This window comes from Pseudomonas sp. NPDC047961 (assembly GCF_050272435.1).
GTDB lineage: Bacteria > Pseudomonadota > Gammaproteobacteria > Pseudomonadales > Pseudomonadaceae > Stutzerimonas.
Genome location: NZ_JBNNMD010000004.1, coordinates 358,258 through 384,942, shown reverse-complemented (window position 1 = coordinate 384,942; position 26,685 = coordinate 358,258). Strand labels below are relative to the sequence as shown.

The 26,685-nt window shown below is 60.6% G+C and carries 16 protein-coding genes; 11 read left to right on the top strand and 5 right to left on the bottom strand.

Going from position 1 to position 26,685, the window contains the following annotated elements:
• Positions 1-1,026 carry a UV DNA damage repair endonuclease UvsE gene (gene uvsE, locus ACQKIK_RS16035; protein WP_499136656.1) on the top strand — a complete coding sequence of 342 codons (1,026 nt, stop codon included), beginning with the start codon at positions 1-3 and terminating at the stop codon, positions 1,024-1,026.
• 52 nt (positions 1,027-1,078) lie between these two features.
• Here the strand turns inward: uvsE and ACQKIK_RS16030 are convergent, their stop codons facing one another.
• Positions 1,079-1,669, bottom strand: a complete 591-nt coding sequence (locus ACQKIK_RS16030) for a YqaA family protein (RefSeq protein WP_499136655.1) — start codon at positions 1,667-1,669, stop codon at positions 1,079-1,081.
• 248 nt (positions 1,670-1,917) lie between these two features.
• Here ACQKIK_RS16030 and ACQKIK_RS16025 point away from each other — a divergent pair, with 248 nt between their 5' ends.
• Positions 1,918-3,594, top strand: coding sequence for a putative bifunctional diguanylate cyclase/phosphodiesterase (locus ACQKIK_RS16025; RefSeq protein WP_499136654.1), 1,677 nt, complete (start codon positions 1,918-1,920; stop codon positions 3,592-3,594).
• Between the two features lie 562 nt (positions 3,595-4,156).
• Here the strand turns inward: ACQKIK_RS16025 and ACQKIK_RS16020 are convergent.
• Positions 4,157-5,290: an aminotransferase class V-fold PLP-dependent enzyme gene (locus ACQKIK_RS16020; protein ID WP_499136653.1), complete on the bottom strand. Its 1,134-nt coding sequence runs from the start codon at positions 5,288-5,290 to the stop codon at positions 4,157-4,159.
• A 627-nt stretch (positions 5,291-5,917) separates the two neighbouring features.
• On the opposite strand from ACQKIK_RS16020, the gene ACQKIK_RS16015 reads away from it, so the two are divergent.
• The 9 genes from ACQKIK_RS16015 (at position 5,918) to ACQKIK_RS15975 (ending at position 20,602) form a co-directional block, all read left to right on the top strand.
• On the top strand, positions 5,918-7,618 hold the full coding sequence (locus ACQKIK_RS16015) for a glycoside hydrolase family 5 protein (protein ID WP_499136652.1): 1,701 nt from the start codon (positions 5,918-5,920) through the stop codon (positions 7,616-7,618).
• A 232-nt stretch (positions 7,619-7,850) separates the two neighbouring features.
• Positions 7,851-8,939: an endonuclease/exonuclease/phosphatase family protein gene (locus ACQKIK_RS16010; protein ID WP_046161374.1), complete on the top strand. Its 1,089-nt coding sequence runs from the start codon at positions 7,851-7,853 to the stop codon at positions 8,937-8,939.
• A gap of 321 nt (positions 8,940-9,260) precedes the next feature.
• Entirely contained in the window at positions 9,261-13,208 is a 3,948-nt protein-coding gene (gene putA, locus ACQKIK_RS16005) for a trifunctional transcriptional regulator/proline dehydrogenase/L-glutamate gamma-semialdehyde dehydrogenase (RefSeq protein ID WP_499136651.1), read from the top strand.
• Positions 13,209-13,410: 202 nt separating this feature from the next.
• Positions 13,411-14,625 (top strand): MFS transporter, encoded by a 1,215-nt coding sequence (locus tag ACQKIK_RS16000; RefSeq protein ID WP_499136650.1) that lies wholly within the window; start codon positions 13,411-13,413, stop codon positions 14,623-14,625.
• A 56-nt stretch (positions 14,626-14,681) separates the two neighbouring features.
• On the top strand, positions 14,682-16,655 hold the full coding sequence (locus ACQKIK_RS15995; RefSeq protein WP_499136738.1) for a TonB-dependent receptor domain-containing protein: 1,974 nt from the start codon (positions 14,682-14,684) through the stop codon (positions 16,653-16,655).
• 56 nt (positions 16,656-16,711) lie between these two features.
• Positions 16,712-17,749, top strand: a complete 1,038-nt coding sequence (locus ACQKIK_RS15990; RefSeq protein ID WP_499136649.1) for a FecCD family ABC transporter permease — start codon at positions 16,712-16,714, stop codon at positions 17,747-17,749.
• A 2-nt stretch (positions 17,750-17,751) separates the two neighbouring features.
• Positions 17,752-18,795 carry a FecCD family ABC transporter permease gene (locus ACQKIK_RS15985; RefSeq protein ID WP_499136648.1) on the top strand — a complete coding sequence of 348 codons (1,044 nt, stop codon included), beginning with the start codon at positions 17,752-17,754 and terminating at the stop codon, positions 18,793-18,795.
• The gene (locus tag ACQKIK_RS15980) at positions 18,795-19,661 is read left to right on the top strand and encodes an ABC transporter ATP-binding protein (RefSeq protein WP_499136646.1); all 867 of its coding nucleotides are present in this window, start codon (positions 18,795-18,797) and stop codon (positions 19,659-19,661) included. Before ACQKIK_RS15985 ends, ACQKIK_RS15980 begins: the two co-directional genes overlap by 1 nt.
• Positions 19,658-20,602 (top strand): ABC transporter substrate-binding protein, encoded by a 945-nt coding sequence (locus tag ACQKIK_RS15975; protein ID WP_499136644.1) that lies wholly within the window; start codon positions 19,658-19,660, stop codon positions 20,600-20,602. Before ACQKIK_RS15980 ends, ACQKIK_RS15975 begins: the two co-directional genes overlap by 4 nt.
• 46 nt (positions 20,603-20,648) lie before the next feature.
• Here ACQKIK_RS15975 and ACQKIK_RS15970 read toward each other — a convergent pair whose 3' ends face one another.
• From ACQKIK_RS15970 to ACQKIK_RS15960, 3 genes are read right to left on the bottom strand one after another with little or no spacing between them, the layout of a single operon-like run.
• Positions 20,649-20,849 (bottom strand): AMP-binding enzyme, encoded by a 201-nt coding sequence (locus ACQKIK_RS15970; protein ID WP_499136737.1) that lies wholly within the window; start codon positions 20,847-20,849, stop codon positions 20,649-20,651.
• Positions 20,753-22,096, bottom strand: a complete 1,344-nt coding sequence (locus tag ACQKIK_RS15965; RefSeq protein WP_499136643.1) for an AMP-binding protein — start codon at positions 22,094-22,096, stop codon at positions 20,753-20,755. The genes ACQKIK_RS15970 and ACQKIK_RS15965 overlap by 97 nt, the downstream gene beginning before the upstream one ends.
• Positions 22,093-26,670: an amino acid adenylation domain-containing protein gene (locus ACQKIK_RS15960; protein ID WP_499136641.1), complete on the bottom strand. Its 4,578-nt coding sequence runs from the start codon at positions 26,668-26,670 to the stop codon at positions 22,093-22,095. Before ACQKIK_RS15960 ends, ACQKIK_RS15965 begins: the two co-directional genes overlap by 4 nt.
• Positions 26,671-26,685: the final 15 nt, after the last annotated feature.

Below are 26,685 nucleotides of genomic sequence, written 5' to 3'. Positions count from 1 at the left end.
ATGTACAGAATCGGTTTCGCCTGCATGTACCGCCATCCCAGCCACAGCGAATCGCTGAAGGAGCTGGAAGCAATCGAGCGCACTTTCAATCCGCGCGCGACCACGCTGCGCTGGCTCAACAGCGTGTCGCAGGAGGTGGCGCGGGAAAAGCTGAACGACATCATCGAGCACAACCTGGCGGCGCAGGTTCGGCTGATCAATTACGTCGGCACACTGCCGGAGCCGCTGCGCATGCTGCGTCTGAGCAGCGATCTGTTGCCCTTCTACAGCCATCCGGAGGCGGCGGATTTCTATCGCCAGGCGGACGTGCGTAACGCGATCGAAACGGGCTTCGCACAGATCGGCGAGCGAGCCAGAGCCTTGGGCATTCGCCTGTCGCTGCACCCCAGCCAGTATTGTGTACTGGCTTCGGACAAGCCCCAGGTGGTGGAAAACAGCCTGGCGGAATTTGAGTATCACGCCGACATGATCCGGATGATGGGCTTCGGCCGGCAGTTCCAGGACTTCAAGTGCAACGTGCACATCGCAGGTCGCCTGGGCGTCGAAGGCATTCGTTCGATATGGCCACGGTTATCGCAGGAAGCGCGCCACTGCATCACCTTCGAGAACGAGGAGAAGACCTACGGCGTCGATGATTGCCTGCAGCTCGCCGACCTGGCGCCCGTGGTGCTGGATATCCACCACTGCTGGATCAACGAAGACCGGTACATCGACCCACACGACCCACGCGTGGCGCGCATTATCGACAGCTGGCACGGCGTAAGGCCAACCATGCACTATTCGCAGCCGCCGGAGCGACTGATGGAAATGGGCTTTTCCGCCGATGAGAAAATGGAGATGCCAGCCCTGCTCGAAACGCTGAGCAAGCGCGACCTCTACAGCCACAGCAAGCGCATGTGGAATCGCTGGACCAATCTCTACGCCCGTGAATTCCTCGACCGTTTCGACATGATGTTCGAAGCCAAGGACAAGAATCTCGCCACGTTGGACTATTACCGTGAGTACCTAGAGGGGCGCGCCGCCTAGCGGTCTCCCTGCCGCGTCATGCAGCGGCTGTGATCTCGATTCGCGCAGTGGTTCAGGGCGCCAACTTGAACCACAGCCACACCGCAAATAATACGAGCCCGGCGATGCCTATCGGCTTGGCATGGCGATTCCAGATATCCAATGCCGCTTTGCCCGCCACCGCGATCAACAATGCAAGGCCGTAGTAACGGGCACCCCGGGCGAGACAGGCGGCCGCCAGAAACAGAAAGATCGGGTAGGCGCTGGCGCCCGCCACGAGCATGGCGATCTGGAAGGGGATCGGGATGATGCCAATCGCGAGGATCGCGGTGAACCCATCCTCCCGGAATTGCTGATCAAACGCGTCGTAGGCTTCCTGTCCACCAAACAGTCCAACCAGCGTATCGCCCCACTGATCCATCGCGAATACACCCAGGTAGTAACCCAGCGTGGCGGCCGTGAGATTTCCAGCCAGCGCGACCGTTGCGATCCGCCATTTACGGTCGGCGTGACAGAGCATCCAGGGGATGAGAATCACCTCGATGGGAATCGGGATGAGCAGCGTCTCCATCATGGACGCTACAAACAGCATAGGCATGGCGTGACGCGACTTATCAAGGCGATCGAGCCAGGCACGTGTGGAGGTCAGGCGGGTTTGGGGCATAGAGGTACTACCGGGTTGAATAGGCAGGACGTTGGGTCTGCTGCTGCGCTTATTCATCGGAGTTCCAAGCAGACAACCCGTTCCTGAAACAGTGTGACTTCTCAGGGCCGTAACGCCGGCTACGCTGCAGAGAGCCAATACCCTACCCCCCCGCTGCACTTTCCCTACCGCACCGAGTCAGTATTAATCCAAAGGGGCCGTAATCATTCAGGCACCCCTAAGCCAGTGGTCATTAGCGTGGTTAGCCAATGAATGAAGATAAGTATCGGACCGCTGTAGACGCTGCGGCGATTTATTCAGAGACGGATCTCCGCGGGACCATTACTCATATCAACGATCAATTCTGTGCGATATCTGGCTACACCAAGGGCGAACTGATCGGCGCGAATCATCGCCTTCTCAATTCCGGTCAGCACACTCCCGAATTCTTTCGGACGTTATGGCGCACCATTTCAAGAGGCCATATCTGGAAGGGCGAGATATGCAACCGCCGCAAGGACGGCTCGCTCTACTGGGTCAACAGCACCATCGTCCCGATCAAGGACGACCTGGCGCAATACGTCGAGAAGTACATTTCGATCCGGTTCGATGTGACGGAAAAGCATGAGCTACTCGAGGCCATGCAGTGGCGTGCGTCCCATGACGTGCTCACTACACTTCCGAACCGGGCCTATCTGCACGACCGGCTGCATCAAGCCATCTCGGCAGCGCAGCGTCATGGTCGCTCGCTTGCGGTATGCATTCTTGATCTCGACGGTTTCAAGGCGGTGAACGACCGCTACGGGCACGCCACGGGCGATTTGCTACTCGTCGAAGTGGCGAACCGGCTGACGCGGGAATTGCGCACGGAAGATCTTCTTGCGCGTCTAGGCGGAGACGAATTCGTGTTGCTGCTGGATCAAGTCGATGAAACGCTGCTTCCTGCCGCGTTGCAGCGCGTCCTGGACGTCATCGCCGTGCCCTTCCACATCGACGGATACGTTATGAAGGTTGCCGGCTCTCTCGGCGTAACCATCTACCCACAGGATAACGAAGGCCCCGATACTTTGTTACGCCATGCTGATCAAGCGATGTACGAAGCCAAGCAAAGCGGTCGTAACCGCTTTCGCTTCTTTGACGTGTCGATCAGTCAGAAGACGCAGGCAGCCTTCAAGAACATCGAGTGCGTGAAACATGCGCTGGAGAATGATGAACTGCGCCTGCACTACCAACCCAAGGTGAACCTGCGCAACGGCACGGTAATCGGTTTCGAAGCACTGCTGCGGTGGCAGCACCCGGAGCTGGGTCTATTGCCGCCTGACGCGTTCCTGCCCGCTGTGGAGCGGACCGATGTCATCATAGAGATCGGTGACTGGGTGATGGAGCAGGCGTTACGCCAGCTACGCATCTGGAATGCCGAAGGACATCATTGGCCGACGAGCGTGAACATCGCGGCGCGGCATTTCCAGCTGCCCAATTTCGTCGATCGCTTGCAGCGCCTGCTGGCCAAACATTCGGATGTCGAACCGCGGTTACTTGATCTCGAGATTGTAGAGTCCACGGCCATCGACAATCTCGAGCACGTCAGCCAATGCCTGATCGACTGCCAGCAGATGGGGGTCACCTTTTCGCTGGATGACTTCGGCACGGGCTTTTCATCACTCAACTATCTCAAGCGATTACCGGCACAAACGATCAAGATCGACAAGTCGTTCGTGCGTGACATTCTTCACGACAAGGAGGACCTCGCTTTATCCGAGGCAATCATCAACCTGTCGCGGACGTTCGAACGAGAAGTGATTGCGGAAGGCGTAGAAACGGACCTGCAAGAGAAAATGCTACTGGGGATGGGCTGCTATCTGGCCCAGGGATACGGTATAGCGCCACCCATGCCAGCAGACCAGGTGTCTGATTGGGCGACCCTTTACGAGTTAACGCACCGATAACGGGTGCCAAACGTACCCGGGATGTTCATCTTGAATGAGTGAATATCCTGCACGAACTCCACCAGCTCGCGCAGGATGGCAGGTGGTCAGGAATTCCTTAGTTGAATGTCATGCTCCCGCCGTCTGGCCAAGATGTCCGCTGCAACGAGTGCAAGTAACGGCAAGACACCTACCTTGAGGCCCAGCTCCCATGATCCAAGGAACCCAATCAGTACCGCTCCTACAACAACGATGGCAGCAACGCAGTGAGCGCAAAAGCGCCACAACTCGAGTGCAACGACCTGAGCATTCTGGTTGTTGGTCATAGTTAGCCCCTCTTTCTTGTTGTAATAAGCTTTGTACAATTTCAGCGTAGCCAGCATAACGGTTCGTGCAAACACATTTTTGTTTCAGGAATGTGTCTAGCTCGCAGGTTCTAGCACCTCTTACCCCTCCCAATGACCGTAATCGCAGCCATCTCGCGCGTCACGCGCCGAAACGACCGACTTGCGAATCAGTCGCAACGCCCCCGATTGTTCGACGAGCGGTCTAGATTTCGCCTGACCGTTGCACTCGACGGGGCCTAGCCGGCGACGATTTGCTCGAGGGCGCCCTGCAAGATATCGATAGTCCGATCGACGTTTTTCAGCTTCTCGAGGCCAAACAGCCCCATGCGGAAGGTCTGGAAGTCCGCAGGCTCATCACACTGCAGCGGGACACCGGCGGCAATCTGCAGACCTTGTGCGGCAAATTTGCTGCCGTTCTTGATGCCAGCATCGTCGGTGTAGCAGACCACCACGCCAGGCGCTTCGAACCCAGGGGCAGCCACGCTCTTGAAGCCCTTCTGCGCCAGCAATGATCGCACTCGCTGCCCAAGCTCCAGCTGCTGCGCACGAACGGTTTCAAATCCGTAGTCTCGAGTTTCCAGCATGACATCGCGAAAGCGCGCCAAGGCGTCGCTCGGCATGGTGGCGTGATAGGCGTGACCGCCCTGCTCGTAGGCCTGCATGATCTGCAGCCATTTCTTCAGGTCGCAGGCGAAGCTGCTGCTCTGAGTCGCCTCGACGCGTGCCTGGGCAGCCTCGCTGAGCATCACCAGTGCGCAACAGGGTGAAGCGCTCCAGCCTTTTTGAGGCGCGCTGATCAGCACATCCACGCCGCTCGCCTGCATATCAACCCAGAGCGCACCGGAGGCAATGCAATCGAGTACGAACAGCCCGCCCACCGCATGCACGGCGTCGCCGATCGCGCGCAGGTAGTCATCCGGCAGGATGATCCCGGACGAGGTTTCCACATGGGGAGCAAATACCAGGTCCGGCTTGTTGGTGGAAATGCTGGCGACCACTTCATCTATAGGCGGCGGTGTGAACGCAGCTTGCGCAGTCTGATCCAGTGGTCGCGCTTTGAGCACGGTTGACTGCGCTGGAATCCGGCCCATCTCGAATATCTGCGTCCATCGATAGCTGAACCAGCCGTTGCGAATCACCAGGCAGTTGCGGTCGTGGGCCAGCTGACGTGCCACCGCTTCCATTCCAAAGGTGCCGCTGCCCGGCACCACTGCGACTGAGCGGGCGTTGTAGACAGATTTCAGCGTGCTGGAGATGTCGTTCATCACGCTCTGGAACGACCGGGACATGTGGTTCAGCGATCGGTCCGTGTAGACGACCGAGTATTCGATCAGCCCATCGGGATCAACGCGAGGGTATAGCTCCGACATGGAATGACTCCGCAGATAGAGGCCTGACTTTGACCCTGCCCGAAGCTTGAGCGCTTTACAACAACCAAAGCGTCCTCCCAGCTCGGCCGCCCGCAGCGAAACGCTTCGAACCTAGTGCCGCTTACATGCAGTTGCCGTTGCCCTGACACCCAGCGCAACCAGCAACCGGAATCTCAGAATAGTTCAACAAATAACCTACCGTTTATCGGATTACTTCCTTACTAGAAGGGAGACAGCGTTAACGGTTAATTCAAAAAAATGACGCCATCATCCGCGCAGCCCTTACAACCAAAGGGCTCCAGACCGGCGCGCATGGACGACAGCGTGGCGACTTAATATCAAACTGCTATTAATCGCGGACATAGCCTATTTATTGGCGCCAATACGTGGTCGCTAAAAGTTTTAGTGATTTGCAAAATAAATTATAAGTACGCAAACGAAACGGGAGCTTTCACAGCCCTGGTCGTTTTACGGATTGGTTCGTTCTGTTTGTGGGATACCGCCTGCCTTTGCAGCGCCGCTTATTGATCAACCTCCCCTTGTCGCTACACCGAAACCTAGTTCGGTGTTCATGATCACGGTGAGCCGATGTTTAACCATTTTTCCCCGAGGCCCAGTAAAGGCCTCATGCCTGTAATGGCCCTGGCCACGCTGTTGGGCTTTTTCCCTGTAGGTGGCGCTTACGCTGCTAGTGGCGTGGACACGAGCGTGTCGAGCCTGTCTTACTCGGCATTGGTCAATAAGTTCACCAATAGCTACTGGCAGAACGGCTCCTGGCGCGCCTCGGCAGGCGTTTCGGTCGCCGCGACTCAACAGAACATGACAGCGTTTCGAGTCGGCACCTCGGTGCGTACAGCAGATGGGCAGATTCGTACGGTCACCGCGCTCAAACCGGCCAGCGGCACCCTGACAGTATTCCTGAATGGTCCGGTGCTCGACGGCAATCTGGTCGGTTATCCCAACAGGCTCCGCGTGAGCACCGTGGCGAGCACGCTACCCGCGCCAGCCGAACCCAGCCCCGCGCCGGTTGCCTCGCCGAGCCATGCGGCGCTGATCAACAAATTCACCAACAGCTACTGGCTGAACGGCTCCTGGCGTGCGTCGGCAGCCGTTTCGGTCGCTGCGACCGCACAAAACAAGGCGGCCTTCGTAGTTGGCGCATCGGTACGCACGGCCGACGGTCAGGTGCGCACCATTACCTCGGTAAAGCCCGCCAGCGGCGCCCTTACGGTGTTCATGGATGGTCCCGTGCTCGATGGCAATCGCATTGGTTATCCGCACAAACTCAGCCTGGTAGCGGCTCCGGTCATCCTGCCCGCCGCGCCTTCGGCGCCGATTGCCGAGGTCACGCTGCCGACAATCGAGCCGGTACGCCTTGTCGGTGTTGCGCTGTCTGGCGCCGCCTTCGGTCCTTCAGTCTTGCCGGGTAAACACGGGACCAATTACATCTATCCAGCCGAGTCCTACTACAAGAAATACGCCGAGCAGGGTTTGAAGCTGGTGCGTCTGCCTTTTCTCTGGGAGCGCATACAACCGAAGCTGGACACCGAGCTCGACACTGCGCAGCTGGCACTGCTCACCCAATCGCTCGACTTTGCCCACAAGCATGGCGTGAAGGTCGTGCTGGACATGCATAACTACTATCGTTACTACCGCCAGCCGATAGGTTCCGAAACGGTATCGATCCAGTCGTTCGCCAATACCTGGAAGCGAATCGCGCTGAAAGTCGGCAAGCATCCGGCACTCAGCGGCTACGGTCTGATGAACGAGCCGAACACCAAAGGGCTCTGGCCGCAAGCTGCGCTGGCGGCCGCTAAGGAAATCCGCAAGGTCGACCGCACTAACTGGGTCTACGTTGCCGGAGATCGGTTCTCCAGCGCCTGGCACTGGCCGCAATCGAACACCCAGCTCATCTCCGATCCCTGGATGCGCGACCCGAACAATAACCTGATCTTCGAAGCCCACATGTACCTCGACCGGGATACGTCGGGGATGTATGTGGACAAGACCGAAACCTTCGCACCGGAGCTCGGCATCAATCGCGCCAAACCCTTCGTGGACTGGCTGAGGACCAACAACCTGCGCGGCTTCATCGGCGAGATGGGCGTGCCAAACTATGCGCCCGATGCGATCGTCGCGATGGATAACCTGCTCGGCTACCTGCGCGAGAACTGCGTTCCGCTGACCTACTGGGCCGGTGGTCCATGGTGGGGCAACTACATTCTTGCACTCGACGTAGCGGGCGGCGCGGAGCAGCCGCAGCTAGCGGTGCTGAGAAGGCATGCCGCGGCTCCGAACAGCTGCGCAGCCATTGGCGAACCGCTGTAACCTCGAGCGGCAGCCACTCTAGCGAAGGCCTGACACGTTTTACGTGTCAGGCCTTTTTTTGTTGGCTCTCCTTACTCAGCGGGCCCGCAGGAGGCCTACACCCTCTCCCCACCTCTTCATCACAAAACAAGCGGAACCAATCAACGCGTAGACGGGACGAATTCGTTATGCCTGCTTACAGCTACCCGAACGGCCGATATGACGTCGCGCCGAATAGCACCGAGGATCGGTCATGACGGAAGAAATCCTGTTGGCAGCGACTGGTCTGCTGGTCGTGCTGACGTTTCTACCACTCTGGAAGAACCCCGTCTGGTGGGTACGCGGGCTCGATTTCCCACGCTTGCAACTGTGCGTACTCGCCTTTGCATTGCTATTGGCCCAGGCGCTATTGCTGTCTTACGCCAAACCGCTTCAAGTTCTGATCAGTGCTCTGTCGATCCTCTGCCTTGCCTACCAGGCCTGGTGGATCATCCCGTACACCCGCTTGTGGCGTCCCGAGGTGAAAACAGCCGTTCCTGACAGCGAAAAACCCCGCATACGCGTTATGGCGGCCAACGTCCTGACGCCGAACCGCCAGACCGACAAGCTCAAAGCGCTGGTCCGCGAGCACCGGCCCGATATCTTGGTGACGCTGGAAACTGATCAATGGTGGGAGGATCAGCTCGAGGAACTAAGCAACGAATACCCCTACTCCTGCCGGTGCCCGCTGGACAACCTTTACGGCATGCATGTCTGGTCCCGTTTGCCGTTGGAAAATGCGGAAACCCGTTTCCTGGTCGAAGACGATGTGCCGTCGATGCACGCCAAGGTCCGTCTGAATGATCAGCTGGCGATCCGCATGCACTTCCTGCACCCCGCCCCGCCTAGTCCCACGGAAAACGACGAATCAACCGAGCGCGACGTCGAACTGCTGGTAGTAGCCGAGAGCGTTCGGGACGATCTGGAAGACATTCCGGTCATCGTCACCGGCGACCTCAACGATGTAGCCTGGTCACCCAACACACGGCTGTTTCGCAAGATCAGCGGATTGCTAGACCCACGCGTCGGTCGCGGTATGGTCAACAGTTTCCACGCTCAGCACTGGTTTCTCCGCTGGCCGCTGGATCACTTGTTTCATAGCCATCACTTCCAGCTGGTACGCATCCAACGCCTGCCCGAGTTCGGTTCCGACCATTTTCCTGTACTGGTCGAATTGCAATATGACCCGGCGCCCGAACAACAGAGCCTGCAGGGCGACGCAGAAGATGAAGATGAGGCGGAGGAAAAGATCCGCAAAGAAGGGGTCAGCGAATCCGACGTGCCGGAGCCGGAAAAACACTGAACCAGCGACGCGTGTGCTGGCTTCAAGCAGCGCCCCGGAGAGCGATCCTGCATCTGTGGAGGCGCGGTCCAGCGCTTTCAGATCTCGTAGACCCAATTGAACTGCGTCGCTAGACGCATTGTTTCGTGAGAGTCCAGAGCCAGCAATCATCGGCGAGGCGTCATCTGCCGGATGCGCCGGATCAATGCACAGCGAGGGTCTACGCTGAGGAGAGACAGATGGATAAGCCGCACGGGCTTGTCTACTGGTGGAGATGACAGATCGCAGCTTGCTGCGCAGCCGCCGAGGTATCCCGCCTACCGCACCACGGAGGACAGCCACATGGTCACCAGCACACTCGGCATCACGCTCGACGAAGCAACTCGCGATCGGCTCGAGGACGCAGCCAGGCGGATCGAGCGCCCGCCACAGTGGGTGATCGAACAGGCACTGCTCCGCTACCTCGAGCAGGTCGAACGCGACACGAGTCAGCCCGAAACCGAGGCGGTGTCGCACGTCGGGGAGGATCAAACGGCCAATCTTGTTCCTGACAGCCAGCCGTTCATCGAGTTTGCACAGAGCATTCTGCCGCAGTCGGTGCTCCGCGCAGCCATCACCGCTGCCTATCGCCGCCCTGAGCCGGAGGCCTTGCCGATGCTATTGGAGCAGGCGCGGCTGTCGCCGGAAAAGGCCGAAGCGACCCACCGACTTGCGCTACGCATCGCTGAGAAGCTGCGCAACCAGAAAAGCGCCGGTGGACGGCAAGGCCTGGTGCAGGGGTTGCTACAGGAATTCTCATTGTCATCCCAGGAAGGCGTCGCCTTGATGTGCCTGGCTGAGGCCTTGCTGAGAGTGCCGGACAGGGGCACTCGGGATGCGTTGATCCGCGACAAGATCAGCACCGGCAACTGGCAACCGCACCTGGGCAACAGCCAGTCAGTGTTTGTGAACGCCGCCACCTGGGGTTTGATGCTCACCGGCCGGCTGGTGGCCACGCATAACGAAACCAGCCTTTCATCATCACTGAACCGCCTGATCGGCAAAGGTGGCGAGCCGCTCATCCGCAAGGGCGTGGACATGGCGATGCGGTTGATGGGCGAGCAGTTCGTCACCGGCGAAACCATCAACGAAGCGCTGACCAATGCCCAAACCATGGAAGCCAAAGGCTTCAGGTATTCCTACGACATGCTTGGCGAAGCTGCGCTCACCGCAGCAGATGCGCGGCGCTATCTGGCCTCATACGAACAGGCAATCCATTCCATCGGCATGGCTTCGCGCGGTCGTGGCATTTACGAGGGCCCAGGCATCTCGATCAAACTGTCGGCTCTACACCCGCGTTACAGCCGTGCGCAGTACGACCGGGTGATGGATGAGCTCTACCCTGTCCTGGTGTCACTGACTGAACTGGCGCGGCGCTATGACATTGGCATCAACATCGATGCCGAGGAAGCGGATCGCCTCGAGTTGTCCCTGGAACTACTCGAACGGCTTTGCTTCGAGCCGTCATTGGTCGACTGGAACGGCATCGGTTTCGTCATTCAGGCTTACCAGAAGCGCTGCCCCTACACCGTGGATTTCCTGATCGACCTGGCCAAGCGCAGCCACCATCGCTTGATGATCCGCCTGGTCAAGGGCGCTTACTGGGACAGCGAGATCAAGCTGGCGCAGCTCAATGGCCTTGAGGGATATCCGGTCTATACGCGCAAGGCCTATACGGACGTGTCGTTCATTGCTTGCGCGCGCAAGCTGCTTGCCACGCCCGAAGCCATCTATCCGCAATTCGCCACACACAATGCGCATACCCTGGCCGCGGTTTATCACCTGGCCGGGCAGAACTACTACCCCGGTCAATATGAATTCCAGTGCCTGCATGGCATGGGCGAGCCGCTTTACGAGCAGGTCGTGGGCAAGGAGGACGGACGTCTCAACCGGCCTTGCCGCATCTATGCGCCCGTTGGCAGCCACGAAACCCTGTTGGCCTATCTGGTCCGCCGGCTGCTTGAAAACGGCGCCAATACCTCCTTCGTCAACCGCATCGCAGACAAGAGCATCTCGCTCGAAGAGCTTGTCGCAGACCCGGTGACGACGGTTGAACAGATGTTCGCCTCGGAAGGCACACTCGGCCTGCCGCACCCGCGGATTCCGCTGCCCCAGCACCTGTATGGGCCCGGTCGGCTCAATGCCTGCGGCCTTGATCTGTCCAATGAGCAACGGCTGGCCTCGCTTTCGTCCGCCTTGCTTGCTGGCGCACGCCAACGCCTGACTGCTGCTCCATTACTCGGCTGTGACGCCGTTTCGACGAATCCCGCCGCGCCCTTGCTCAACCCGGCTGATCATCGGGATACGGTCGGTCACGTGCAGGAAGCCAGCGAAGCGGATGTCGACAATGCCCTGCGCTGCGCCCTCGACTGCGCCAGCGCTTGGAGGAGCACCCCGCCCGCCGAGCGCGCAGCTGCATTAGCAAAGGCCGCGGATCTGATGGAACAGCGCATGCAACAGCTGCTGGGCGTACTTATCCGCGAAGCGGGTAAGTCCTTCGCCAACGCCATTGCGGAAGTGCGCGAAGCCGTCGATTTCCTGCGTTTCTACGGCGCCGAAGTGCGTGACAACTTCCACAACGACACCCATTTACCACTCGGCCCGGTGGTCTGCATCAGCCCGTGGAACTTCCCGCTTGCGATCTTCATTGGCCAGGTCTGCGCCGCGCTGGGCGCCGGCAATACCGTACTGGCCAAGCCGGCGGAGCAAACACCCTTGATCGCCATGCTGGGCGTGCAGATCTTGCATGAAGCGGGCATTCCCAAGGGCGCCCTGCAGCTGCTGCCAGGGCGCGGCGAAACCGTCGGTGCCCAGCTGGTCGCTGACGAACGTATCCGCGGCGTGATGTTCACCGGTTCCACAGCTGTTGCCTCGATCTTGCAACGCAGCATCGCCGGACGTCTGGACGAGCGTGGACGTAGCATTCCGTTGATTGCAGAAACCGGCGGTCAGAACGCGATGATCGTTGACTCCTCGGCGTTGGCTGAACAAGTCGTCATGGATGTGATGGCGTCGGCCTTCGACAGCGCCGGTCAACGCTGCTCCGCCTTGCGGGTGTTTTGCATACAGGAAGATGTCGCGGAACGAGTCATCAGCATGCTCAAAGGCGCCATGGCCGAAGCACGAATGGGTAATCCGCAGCGCCTGTCAGTGGATGTAGGCCCGGTCATCGATAGTGAAGCGCGCGACACCATCGAGCGCCACTTGCAGGCCATGCGCGACAAAGGCCGACGCGTGCATCAGCTGGCCCGTGTCGACGAGAAGGAATGCGCCCATGGCACCTTCGTGACGCCCACGCTGATCGAACTCGAACGCCTTGATGAGCTGCAGCAGGAAGTCTTCGGCCCGGTGCTGCACGTATTGCGCTATCGCCGCACGGAGATGGACCAACTTCTGGACCAGATCAACGCGGCGGGCTACGGATTGACCTTGGGTGTGCATACCCGCATTGATGAAACCATCGCCAAGGTCATCGACCGTGCCAAGGTCGGCAACCTCTACGTCAACCGCAACATTGTTGGCGCAGTAGTCGGGGTGCAGCCGTTCGGCGGCGAAGGTCTTTCCGGTACCGGACCCAAGGCTGGCGGCCCGCTGTATCTGTATCGCCTGCTATCGGAGCGGCCACACGACGCGCTGTTGCGCGCACTGAACTTCGGCGGTACGCAGACGCTACCCGAGGTGCGTCGCGCCCCCGCCCAGGCCGACGCCGCCCGGCAGTTCCAGGAGTGGGCTCGGCAAACCGGCCGGGAAGCAGTTGCCACCCTCTGTGAGCGCTACGCCAACCAATCCCAGAGCGGTACCACTCGCTTGCTCAACGGCCCAACCGGTGAGCGCAACAGCTACAGCCTGCTGCCACGCGAGCATGTGCTGTGTCTGGCAGACGACGAAGGCGACCTGATGATCCAGCTCGCGGCGGTATTGGCCGTTGGCAGCGAGGCCGTGCTACCTGATGTCTCGCCGGCACAAGCGCTTCACGCCTCGCTCCCTCAGGCAGTCCAAGCCAGGATCACCTTGACCTCGGACTGGACCAGCGACGCTACGCGTTTCGATGTCGTGCTCTACCACGGCGAACCCGACCAGCTGCTCGACGTCAGCCAGCGGCTATCGCAACGCAGCGGTCCGATTGTCGGTGTGCAGGGAATGGCCAGCGGCGATACCGACATTCCTTTGGAGCGGCTGTTGATCGAGCGCGCGTTGAGCATCAATACCGCTGCGGCGGGCGGCAATGCGAGCCTGATGACCATCGGCTGACCAACACAGTTTATCGACTGTAACGACCCCGCCGGTTTTCGCACGCTGTTGGATCGTCTGATTTCAACGTGCACTGTCCTGCTGACTTCAGAACATCAGCTGCGACCACCTGATTATGGTAATGCGAACGATTTGTGTTTGATATAGCTTTCAGCTTGACTTAGGATGCAGCCGCCTGACAAACCGAGCGTGCCGCAATCCAATGAAAGTTGCCGACCAGACGAGGATCTCTGTTCACCTAGCGATGCTGATCAACATGCTGTCCATTGGCAGCCTGATGATGGTCATGCCGCTTGGGCCGGACCTCGTGCGCGAGCTCGGCATGGAGGCCAGCCACGTTGGCTACATCAGCGGCGGCGCAACCTTGGCTGCCGCGCTAAGTGGGTTCGTCAGTGCACCCTGGCTGGATCGTTTCGACCGCAAGCGCGCGCTGATCACCCTCCTCGTCCTGCGATTTGCCCTGCTGCTGAGCTGTGCCTGGGCGACCGGCCCCAACCAGCTGATTGCGATCTTCGTGCTGTCCGGCCTGGTGGCGGGTCCGATGGGCGCGATTCTGATGGCCACCATGCTCGACCTGATACCGCCTGCGGAGCGCGGCCGCCAGCTTGCCTATGTCGGGATGGGCTTTTCACTCGCCGCGATTCTGATCATTCCGCTGGCCTTGGAATGTTCGATTCGCTGGAACTGGACGGCACCTTTTTTCCTGTTGGGCGGGACGGGGCTGCTGCTGGCGCTGCTGTGCCAGTTGTTGCTGCCCAAGCCTGCAGTCGTGGAACGGCCAAAAGCCTCGGTCCGATCGCTGTTGGGTTCGCGCCTCTGCCTGGTCGCACTTGGCATCACGTCATTGCAGATGTTTGGGCACTTTCTACTGGTGCCCCACTTCGCCACTTACTTTGAATTCAATCTGGACTTTCCGCGCTCGCATCTGGGTCTGCTGTATCTGCTCGGCGGCGTTGCCAGCCTTGCGGCCATGCGGATCGGCGGCGCCTGGATCGATCGCGGCAGCGCTGTAACAGTGGTGCTTGTCAGCAGCGGCTCCCTCTCACTGGTGACCTTGCTTGGGTTCGCCGCACCGGTGGGCATCTCCCTCTACGTCATCTTCACGCTGTTCATGGCGCTGAGTGCCGTGCGTACCAACAGCACCATGACCATTGCCGCCGGCGTTCCCCATGCTCACCAACGCGCAGCATTCATGGCGTTTCAGGGAACGGTTTCGAATGTCGCCGCCGGACTCGGCAGTTTGTTTTCAGCGCGCTATCTGAGCGAAGGGCCTCAACACCAAGTGATCGGCTTCGAACAGCTAGCCGCCTTCTATGCAGTAGCGGGCGTCGTGGCGGGTCTCGGCGTGCTTTATCTGCTTCATGGCATCAGACAGCGCGACATGTGCCTCACCTCAACCAAACAACAGGCGGGCTAACCCGTCGCGGATACGTGATCAGTCCTTTCGACCCTCGAGCAGCAACGGAGCATGCTATGTCAATCGCACTAAACCGGGGTATCAGCCGTCCCCGTCACCTATCCCTGACCATCGTGGTCAGCCTTATGCCGCTTGCCGCACTCGCGGCCGAGCCTGTTGCTCTGGAGCAACAAGTCATCACCGCCACCCAGACGGCACACAGCGAGCTCAGCGCGCCGGCCAGCGTGTCGGTGGTGACCCGTGAGGAGCTTGAGCAGAGACCGGTTTACAACCTGGCCGATGCAGTGAAGTACCTGCCCGGTGTGCAAATTAACCCCTCCTCAACCTACGGACGCAAAGAGATCAAATTGCGTGGTCTGGATGCGGACTACACGTTACTTCTAGTCAACGGCCGCCGGATTAACTCCCGCGATGTGTTGACCTCTGAGTACGCGAATGATTTTGACTTGTCGTCGATCCCCATTGCGGCAATTGATCGCATCGAAGTAATCCGCGGGCCGATGTCTTCGCTTTACGGTGCCGATGCGATCGGGGGCGTGGTGAACGTGATCCTGCTGCAACCCAGCGACCAAACCAGGGCTGGAATCGCCTATACCTTTGAGGCGCCAACCGTGGGCGACTCAGGCGACAGCCACAAGGCCAGTGGTTACGTAAGCGGCGCTCTGATCGAAAACAGGCTCTTAGGTAACCTGATTGTTGAAGGCGTCGACCAAGCTGCCTGGCGCTCAGACCAGACCGTTTCGCCAGATGCCGATGCTGCAGAGCACCGCCAGGCCGGAAGTATGTACGGCTCGCTGAGCTGGCTGCTCGACGAGCGGCAGACCGTCGACGTCGATATCACCCATCGGGAAGATGAGCGCGTTGCAAACTGGTACCCAGGCATGCGTTACGGCGTAGTTCAAAACGATCAGGAAATGGAGCGGACTAGTTTTGGGCTCGCACACAGCGGCCGCTGGGATGGCTTCAACAGCCGACTGCGCTACTACTATGAAGATGTCGAACTAACCGATGGTTCCGAGCTGATGACCCGATTCAACGGTAACGTGGTCGGACAGGCGGAGCAGCAGAATCATACGGTCGATGGTCAGCTCAGTGGAATCGTTGCCGGCCAGCTGTTGACTGTCGGCGCCGAACGCCGTCGAACCGATTTCAGCCACAACCAGAATCTCGGGACCGAAACCAACGTTGATCAGTATGCGCTCTTTGTACAGGACGAATTCTCGCTGGGAGATCTAGACGTGACGCTGGGTGGGCGTTGGGATCACCACGACGCGTTCGGTAGCGAGTTTAGTCCGCGCGCATACGGCGTCTATAACCTAACCGACAACTGGGTTATCAAGGGCGGTGTCGGCAAGTCGTTCAAGGCGCCTGCCATCTATCAGTCTGACGAGACCTACAGCGTGGCTGCGTGCCAAGGTTTCTGCCGGGTCAAAGGTAACGCGCAGCTAAAGCCCGAGACAGCAATAAGCTACGAGCTAGGCACGCTCTACCAAAACGACAGTTTCGAAGCAGGCGTCACACTCTTCCAGACAGAGATTGACGACATGATCGTCAGCGACCGTTGGAGTGCGGGATACCGCCCAACCGTGATGACCTACAGCAATATAAGCACGGCGCGCGTACGCGGTTATGAACTTGTAGGCCGCTACGCTTTCACCGAAGCACTCGGCCTGCGTGCGAACTACACCTATTCTGATGCCGAGGACCGCGAGGCCGAAAAGCCGTTAAACAACACTCCGCAGCACATTGCGAACGTCGGGCTCGATTGGCGGGCATTACCGGCACTCGCGCTAAACCTAGACTACCAGTATGTCGGAAGCCAATGGCTGTCGACACCAGCCAGCGGAGCCCAGGAAAGCGGGGCCTTCCACGTGCTCAACCTCGGCAGTCGGTACCAGGCTACGCCTCAACTTGCATTTAACGCCGGCATGAACAACCTGACCAACGAGAAGCGCGACGATGTCGCCCAGTCGGTCGACAACATCCTCATGGGGCGTACGGTGTTCGTTGGCTTCAGCTACGACATCTGATACCCGCCATCGCCCGGCAGCCTAGCTGCCGGGCTTCAGGAGTTTGCTCGAAACCAATGACACGGATTGATTCGACCTTCCCCGGCTACCAGCAAGCGGTCCTCATCGCTGGCGGCACGCTTCTTCTGGGCTTGCTGGCGCTCTCGATGAGCACCGGCGCGGGTGTCTACGGCGCGGTCGAAGTGCTGCACTATCTTCTCGGAAACCAACTCGCCGTGGCGGATGAAAAACTGGCCATGGTGGTAGAGACACTGCGTTTGCCGCGTACGCTGGCGGCGCTCGTTGTTGGCGGAAGTCTTGCCATCGCCGCCTCGCTGCTGCAAAGCGCAACACGTAATCCGCTGGCCGAACCCGGCTTGCTCGGCGTTAATGCCGGCGCAGTGCTGGGGCTGGTCATCGGTCTCATTTTCTACGGCGTCGAATCGACACGGGGCTATCTGCTCTGGTCCGGTGCCGGCGCCCTGCTGGGCAACCTCGTGGTGCTCGGCATCGGCTTGATGCTGGGCCAAGCCAGCCCGCTGAAACTCATCCTCGCCGGCGTCGCGCTGGCTGCGATATTCGGCGGTCTGTCGAATTTCATGTTGCTGTCGACACGTGTGGCCTTGGAGCAATTTCGGTTCTGGAACCTGGGCTCCCTCTCGGCCACCCGGCTCGACGCGGTGGGCACCGTCACGCCCGTCGCGCTGCTGGGCCTGGCACTCGCCGGGCTGCTCTGCCGACAACTGACCCTGATGCAAATGGGTGACAGCCAGGCGCGGGCGCTGGGCATTCACACCACCTGGGTGCGACTGGGCGTCCTGGTCGCCTCGACATTGCTGACGGCCTGCGCGATATCTCTTGCCGGGCCCGTCGGTTTCGTGGGCTTTCTAGCAGCCTACTGCGCTCGATTGATCGAACCGGTGGCACTGCTCCGACAGCTGCTGTTCTCGACGCTGTTCGGCATGGTGTTCCTCTTGGCGGCTGATGTGCTGGCGCGCTGGCTATCGCAACCCTTCGAGCTGCCGGTCGGGACGTTGCTGGCCGCACTCGGCGCGCCGGCGCTGATTGCTATCGTCTTGCGCGGTGGCTTCCGATCCCTGCTGGCGGTGAGGTAAGCATGGCATCGATCACTCCCAGCGGCGTGTGGACGCTGCGCATGGGCAGCCTGAGTCTGCTGCTGCATCGGCGCAACTGGCTGATGTGCGGCCTGCTCACGCTGCTGCTTGCGATACTGGCTACGCTGGCGATCAGCCTGGGCTCCGGCCAGATGGGCATGCGAGACGTGCTCGCCACCCTGCTCGGCAATGGCAGCAAGCTGCACGAGATCATGGTCTTCAAAATCCGAATGCCGCGGGTTGCAGCCGCCATCGTTGCCGGCTTCGCCATGGGCATGGCCGGCTGCCTGATCCAGACGCTGGTGCGCAACCGCCTCGCAACGCCAGACATGATCGGTGTGAACGAAGGTGCATCGCTGGCGGTTGTCGGTTTTTCCCTTTACCTGACGTTGGGCAGCTGGCCCTGGTGGGCCTCTCCCCTGGGCGCGGTATTGGCCGCCGTAGCGCTGTTCACCCTCTGCCGCCGCCCCGGAGAGCAAGGCTATCTGTTCATCGTCATCGGTATTGCGCTGTCGGAGCTACTCGGCGCGATCGGCGACTTCGCCATGTCGACGCAGCCGCTGGTACACCTGGGCAGCCTGTATCTCTGGACCATGGGTCACTTCGCTGGCGTCAGCTACCAGACCGTCAATCCGATCGCCCTGGTCCTGCTGGCGCTGTGTCCGCTGATGGCCTTGGTCAACCGCCCCCTGGCCTTGTTGCGCTTTGGCGATGCCACTGCGCAGAACCTGGGCATCCGTGTGCCGCTGGTACAGCTCGGCGTGCTGGGCCTGGCCATTCTGGTGGCCTCGCTGGGCACGGCGATTGGCGGGCCGGTCGTATTCATCGCCATGGCCGCACCGATCCTGGCGTCCTGGCTGGCGCGCGATAACCTGGCCCCGCTTTGGCTATCGGCCCTCTGCGGAGCAGTGCTGCTACTGGGCAGCGACACGCTGGTGCGGGTGCTGGCGCAGCCGGAAGAGATCCCCACCGGCATCATGACAAGGCTACTCGGCGGCATTCTGCTGCTTGCGTTGCTGCTCAAGGACAGACGAGGGGCTGACTGATGACGGTACTGAGCGTCGAAAACCTCCATTTCGCCTATCAGGACAAGGTGGTTCTGGACGACCTCACCTTCTCGCTGCCCAAAGGCCGGCTGATTGGGATCGTCGGGCCTAACGGCAGCGGTAAATCGACCTTGCTCAAGCTGTTGGCGCGTCAGCTGCCCTTGCAACGTGGCGAAATCCACATCCATGGGCAGTCGCTGTCTCGTTACTCGATGAAAAGCCTGGCCCGTCAGCTGGCGTTTCTTCCACAGCGCCCCGTGATGGCCGAGGGGATTCGCGTCGAACAGCTGGTGCAATACGGTCGGCATCCCCATCAGGGATGGTTCAACCAGTGGAGCGACGAGGATGCTCGCCAGGTCGCTCGCGCTCGCGCGGCCATGCAGCTCGACGCCATCTGGCATCGCCAGGCCTCTTCGCTCTCTGGCGGGCAGGCGCAGCGTGCGTGGCTGGGCATGATCCTGGCGCAGAACACCGATCTGATCCTGCTCGACGAACCCACCAGCGCACTGGATATCGGCCATCAGGCCGAAGTCATGGAGGCGGTGCACCGGATCGCAGCCGAAGGCCGCACGGTGCTGATCGTCATCCATGACCTGGGCATCGCCGCGCGCTATTGCGATGAACTGATCGCCCTCGCCGATGGGCAGATTCAAGCCATGGGGCGTGCACGCGACGTGATGACCAAAGCGCTGGTGGACCGCCTTTACCAGACCGAAGTGGACATCCTGCCGGCGCCCGGTGACGGCGCTCCGGTAATCGTCCCGCGTCGCCGTTCGCTCGCCGAGTCTGCGCTTCCCGCCTCTGCGCCATCAGCCACCCGCACCCCAGCGGTGCACGAACCCGCTCAAAAGGACACGACCCAATGATCAAACGAACCCCCTGGCACCTCACCATCGCACTTATAGCGGGGTTGATGACGCTCAGTGCGCACGCCGCCACCCGTCAGGTGGAAGATGCGTTCGGCAACACCGTCACCGTTCCGGCCACGCCTGAGCGTGTTGTCACGCTCAACGAAATCGATCTGGATACGGCGCTGACACTGGGCGTGACACCGATCGGCACCGTCAACGGTCGCGGCCAGGCTGCACCGCCGCGTTACCTGGAAGGCAAGGTGCCAACAGGCATCAAGGTCGTCGGCGATCTGGACAACCCCAACCTGGAGACACTGCTTGAGCTGGAACCGGATCTGATCCTCACCGGTCCGGTCAAGCCAGAGCAGCTGGCGATACTCAACGAGATCGCGCCGACCGTCACGACCTTTAAATGGGCGGAACCTTGGCAGTCCAGCATGCAGCGAACCGCTCATGTGCTGAACAAGGATGCTGAAGCCAAGGCTTTTCTGGACCGCTACGAAGCACGTGCAGCCGAGGCGCGGGAGCGTTTGAAGGACCATCAAGGCGAGACGTTCAGTATCGTTCGCTGGAACCCGAAGGGCCCGTCCTACATGTTCAAGGACGCGTTCTCCAGCACTGTGGTGGAAGACGTCGGCCTGGTCCGCCCGGTTCACCAGCAGGACCCAGGCCACACTCATTCCATGGCACTGAGCCTTGAATCCCTTGAACTACTGGATGCGGACTGGCTGGTGATCGGGACTCTGGCCACCAGCGGCGAAGCCGTCGAGGCGCTTAGCCAGGCTGAAGAAACACCGGCGTTCCGCCAGCTCTCGTCTATCGAGGCCAAGCGTTTCGCCGCCGTCGATGGGTCGCTATGGACCTCGTTGGGTGGGCCAATGGCTGCCCTGCAGGTGATCGAAGATGTGGAATCCATCGTCGGCAAAACAGACGCTGAGCCGGTCGCGAAAAACTAACGCAGATTGCCCCGTGGCCGCCCGGGCCACGGGCTAGCGCACTCGATCAGACCGGCTCGGGCAACCGCTTACGGTCGATCTTGCCACTCGGAGTTTTCGGCAGCGAGTCCAGCAGCACGATGCGACTCGGAACCATATAGTGCGGCAGACTCAGATGCAGTGCCCGGCGGATCTGAACCCGCCCGGGCGCACCTTCGCCTCGTGTCTCCACATAGCCAACCAGGCAGGCCTCGTCGCCTTTACCCAGCAACCGTACCGCAGCATCCTGTACCCCCTCGATGCGCCGCAGGTTGGCTTCAATTTCGCCCAGTTCGATTGGAAACCGCGCAACTTGATCTGATCGTCACGACGTCCAAGGTATTGGAATTCGTCGTCGCCGATGCGGCGAACCCGATCTCCGGTACGGTACAGACGCCGCCCTTGCCAGCTGATGAAGGCCTGCTCGCTCAGATCGCTGCGTTGCCAGTAACCCTGTGCCAGCGAGACCCCTTCGATGCACAGTTCACCCTCGCAGCCCGGCCCGATGTCATTGCCGTTCTCGTCGAGAATCCAGTGTCGGTAGCCATCGAGTGAACGCTTGAGCCGCACACCATGGTCCGCCAATGGCTGTTCGACCTGCGCCATCATCGACCAGACGGTCGCCTCGGTGGGGCCATAGCAGTTCCACAGCTGCCCCACCGACACGCTGAGCCGTGCCGCGAGCGTAGCGTCGAGAGCTTCACCACCACAGAGCGCGGTCAGACCTTCACGCCCTTGCCATCCCGCTTTGAGCAGCATTCGCCAGAATGCAGGCGTGGCCTGCAGGGTGTTCAGGTCCAGCCGGCTGTCGAGCAACTGCAGCAGCGCCACCGGGTCTTTGTGAGCTGGTGCGCAGACCACTTCGACATAGCCGCCTACCCAAAGTGGCCCGAGCATCTCCAGCAGAGAGATATCGAAAGCCGGCGTGGTGGTGAACAGCCAACGTGTGTCCGGCCCGATCCCGACACGCCGGGTCGCGGCGTCGAGGAAGTTGCTTAAGGCAGCCCGGCCAATCACGACGCCCTTGGGTTTTCCTGTAGAGCCGGAGGTGAACATCATGTACGCAGGCAGCTGGTCATCGAGCACCAGCGGCTCGGGCATCGCTGCCAGACCGGGTCTCAGGCGCAGCGAAGGTGCCAGCGAGCGCGACGGCTGTTCATCCTGAATGATGCGGTGCAGGCATGCGTCGTCGGCGATGCCCTGCAGTCGGTCAAGCGGAAACTCCGGCTCGAGTGGTACGAAACAAAGCCCTTCATGCAGGCAAGCGAGCAGCGCCGCGATCAGATCCGGCCCACGGGAAAGATGCAGCCCGACGCGATCACCTGCAGTCAATCCGTCTGCGCGCAGTTGCAACACGATGGCCGCGACGCGGGCCTGCAAATCGGCGTAGCTGAAACTGGCGCCGAGGCACCCTAGCGCCGGGCGCTCGGCTTGACGGGCGAAAACGTGGGCGAGCTGTAGGTTCAATGACGTCATTGCAGCTCTCCGCCAAGTGCAGCCAGGGTTTGGAGGTTAGTTCGCAACGACTGCAAAAAGCGGGCGCCGAGGTCCGAGCGCAGACTGCCGATCTGCCGTAAGGTCAGCAGGCCGTCAAACACGCCACCATGCAGGCTGATCAGTTCTGCAGACAGGTTTCCAGTACCGCTCGGGTTGCCCGGTGGCAACGGCAATGGCTGCCACTCGCCTGCTCCGCTCTGGTAATTGCCCAGGTAATTCAGCGCGACGGCGGGCAGCGGAAGACTGTCACGATGCGCCGGATTGCTGCGCAGCGGCAAATAGCCAACACCCTTGTCCGGCACCTGGCGCAACTGTTCGGCAGCGTGCTGAACCAGCGCCGGCCAGTCCGCCTGGTTATGCACCCTGACCGGGAACATGCTGGTGAACCAGCCAACCGTGCGGCTGACGTCCAACCCAGCATCAATCGGTTCGCGGCCGTGACCTTCCAGCATGATCAACTGCTGCTCGCCGAGCCCCAGCTCCATCAGCGACCGGGTCAGCGCAGCCAGCAGCAACTCGCGGACGTCGACCTGCAATCGCCTGGTCGTTATCTGAGTCAGTTGCCGAGTGGTGACTTCATCCAGCTGTAACAGTTGCGGTTCGGAGTGCTCGCTGGACGACCATTCTTGGGGAAAGGTTTGATTCGTAAAAGCCTGGCCCATCGTACCGACCTGCTCACCCCAGTACGGCAGCTGCGCTTCAGCACGCTGCGCATAGGCAGCGAGACCCTCGCCCCACTCGCGGTAGCTGCTGGTCTTGTCGGGCAACGCGTCGCCGCGGGCCAATCGCTGCAGGTCTTCCACCAGAATGCGCCACGACACCGCATCGATGACCAAATGGTGAAACGCAATAAACAGGCCTCGCTGGCCGTTCGGCAAGTTCTCGATGATGGCCCAGGCGAGCGTTCGAGCGCTGGCCGGATCGAGGTGGGATTGCAGCTCGGTTAGCGCATGCTGTAACCCCGACTCGCCCAGCTCCGCGGCATCCAGTTGGGCAGGCTCGGGTAACGGCAGGAAATCCCGATAACACTGGCCAGACGGAATGACGATCAGCCGCAGCGCATCATGCTGCGCCAACAATTGGCGCATGTAATCCATCAGCTGGAGCTGACTCACCTCGGCCGACAGCCCAAGCACAACGCCCTGGTTCCAATGCTGGGGTTGAGCGAAGGGCTGCTCAAAGAACCATTGCTGGATTGGCTGCAGAGCGAAATCGCCGGTCAGCAGACCTTGCTCGGCGCGGATCGCCTGGTTCTCGCGTGGTCCTTCGAGCACGCGGCACAGTCGGCGCACGGTCTTTGCCTCGAACACCTCTTTGACGCTACAGGGGTAGCCGGCATCGCGCAGACGTGTCGCCAGCTGGATGCTCAGAATCGAATCGCCGCCCAACCGGAAGAAATCGCTTTCTACGCCCAGCGGCTGCTCCAGCACACCCTGCCATATCTCCAGCACGTGTCGCTCCAGATCGCCAGCGGGCGGCACCAGCTGTTCAGCTTCGGCCAGCTCAACCGTGGGCAGCTGCCGCTGATCCAGTTTGCCGTTGGCCGTAAGCGGCATCCTGTCGAGGATGATCAGACGTTGAGGCACCATGTATTCAGGCAGTCGATGGGCTGCGGCCTGCAATACTGCGTCTGGCTCGGGTGTCGCTTCGCCAGCGGTTACCGTGGCGTAGGCCACCAGCGCCTGACGTGTGCCCTGGCTGACGACCAAGACTTTTACTTCCTGCAGGTTTGAGCAGCTGGCGTGCAGTTGAGCTTCAATCTCCCCCGGCTCGATGCGATAACCGCGCAGTTTGATCTGCGCATCCAGACGGCCCAGGTATTCGTATTCACCGTTGGCCAGCAGCCGTGCGCGGTCTCCGGTGTGATACATCCGTACCTTCACCCCGGCGAAATCATGCTCACGAAAGGCCTCAGCCGTGCGCTCCGGCTGGTTGAGGTAACCGCGGGCCAACCCTAGCCCCGCCAGACAGAGCTCACCCGGAACACCAACCGGGCACACCGCGCCGTGCCGATCCAGGATCACCGCCTGCATGCCATCGATAGGTTGGCCGATGGTCAGGCGAGTGCCTGCCGCGAGCGTCTTGGTCAGCGCCGTAACGGTGGCTTCGGTCGGCCCGTACATGTCGATCAAGCGGAACTGGGATGCCCAACGCTGTGGGATCGTAGGCGGACAGGCTTCGCCGCCGAAGCCCACCGCTTTCATCGCCGGCAACGGTCGCTCCGGCAGTGTCGCCAGCAGCGCTGTGGCAAAAATTATCTGTGTGGTTTCGGTGCGCTCGATCTCATCCAGCAGACCCTCACCGGGATCGGCCCAGAGCAGACATGCACCGTGAACCAACGGCACCAGCGCGCACATGTTGCCGGCATCGAACGACAAGGACATGCAGTCCAGCATTCGGTCACCCTGCGCGACATCGAGCCGGCGACCGTGGTCGAGTAGCAGGTTGGCCAGTGATCCCTGTTCGATCATCACGCCCTTCGGCATTCCGGTCGATCCGGAGGTGTAGATCACCTGGGCGAGTCGTTGCGGGTCATGCTGGAGCGGCGGCGCACATGGCGACTGGGCATCTAGCTGCGCCTGGGTTTCATGGCTATCTAGATCGACCCAACGCGCACCTGGCTCCAGCTCGAATGGCGCCACGCCCTGACCGATGACCAGCTGCAAATGCGCGTCCCGCATGATGTGGCTGAGGCGCTGCTGGGGATAGTTCGGGTCCAGCGGGACATAGGCCGCGCCGACTTTCCAGCACGCGAGCAACGCGACCGCAAACGCGTTTTCTCGCCGGGCCAGAACACCGATCAGGTCGCCTGATGCACAGCCCTGAGCCTGCAACCAATTGGCAAGCCGGCTGGCACGGGCGTCTAGCTCCGCATAGCTGACATAGCCTTCCCCTTGCCGCAGCGCGGGTCGATTCGGATGTAGCTGAGCCATGTCGCTGAACAGCGAAAGCGCGGTCAGTCCGTCGGGATAGAGCGCGGGCAACGCCGACAGGCACTCAGCGGTCTGGTCCAGCAACGAAGGATCGTGCATGGGTAACTGCCAGATGTCCTGCTCTGGCGCATCGACCACGGCCTTCAGCATGTTCAGCAGTCGGCTCGCATAGCCTTCGATACTGCTGCGTTCGAACAGCGCCGTGGCATATAACCAATCGACCCGTACCGAATCCATCAGCTCGGTGACTTTGACCGAAATGTCGGTCTTGGCAGGCAATACCGGAGAGGTCTCCTCCACCGCGTCACAGCCGGGGATCAGGTCGTTGAAGTCGACCCGCGCCTGGTAGACCAGCATGATCTGAAAGATCGGGTTGATCGCGGTATGGCGGTCCATGCCCAGCGCTTCGCTCAGGGCCTCGAACCGATAGAGTTGATGATCGAACGCCTGAAGATCGTCAGCACGGCACTGGCGCAAATACTCGACAAAGCTTTGCTGTTCGGGAAGCTGCGTACGTAACACCAGCGTGTTGACGAAAAAACCTACCAAAGGCTCGACATCCGCCCGCTCGCGGTAGGCCAAGGGGGTGCCAACGACAATGTCGCGCTCACCGGAATGACGTGCCAGCAGCAGCGCGAACAGCGCATGTAGGCCGATGAAGGGCGAAGTGTTGTGTTGCTGGCACAGCCCTTTGAAACGATCCCAGAGCGCATTGTCGATAGTCGAGAACACCACTTCGCCGCCACTGGCCGGTTGGGCAGGCCGTGGCTTGTCCATCGGCAGGCTGTGCACTTCGGGGATACCCGCCAGGCGTTCGACCCAGAAGGGTTTGAACTGCTCGTGATAGTCCCGGAATAAGCGCGAATTGAACCAGCGTGCGTAGTCGATGTAGGTCAGCGCGGGCTCGTCCCAAATCAGGCCCTCACGATTCTGATGAGCGAGAAACGCGGTCTTCAGGTCGGCGAACATGTTTTTCACCGACCAGCCATCCGAGATGATGTGGTGCTGGTTGATCATCAGCACGTGCTCGCGCTCGCCCAGCTTTAGCACGGTGACGCGCGTCAGCTGCCCGCTGGTGATATCGAATGGGCGTTCAATCTCTTCCCGCACTCGCTGCGCAACCAGATCCTTACGTGCCTGCGGTTCGAGATGGCTGAGATCTTCCCGCGCCAGACGGAACCCTGTGTGCGGCACTATCTCCTGCTCTCCTCGGCCCTCGGCGCTACGCTGGAAGCGCGTGCGCAAACTGGCGTGACGGGCGACCAGCGCATCGAAGGCGAACTCCAGCGCCGCCACGTCCAGCTCGCCAGTCAGGCGGAAGAAGACGGGCATGTTGTAGAGGTGCGAATCCTGTTCGTACTGCTCGATGAACCAAAGCCCGCTCTGCGATGACGACAGCGGACCGACGCTGAGGTGTTGTGGCGCGATAGGTGCATCGAATGCGCGTTGAGCCCTCAGACATTCGATGATGGCGTCGCGATTGTCACGTATCTGCTGCCCGAGCGCGGGGGTCACGGCCTCTTTGCTCGACTGCGAAACCAGCTGCTGCTGATCGTTGAGCGCAAGCTGCACGCCCTGCTGAGCCAAGTGCTTCAGCAGGCCGATTATGTTGTTTTGCATCTGCTACCTCTCGGA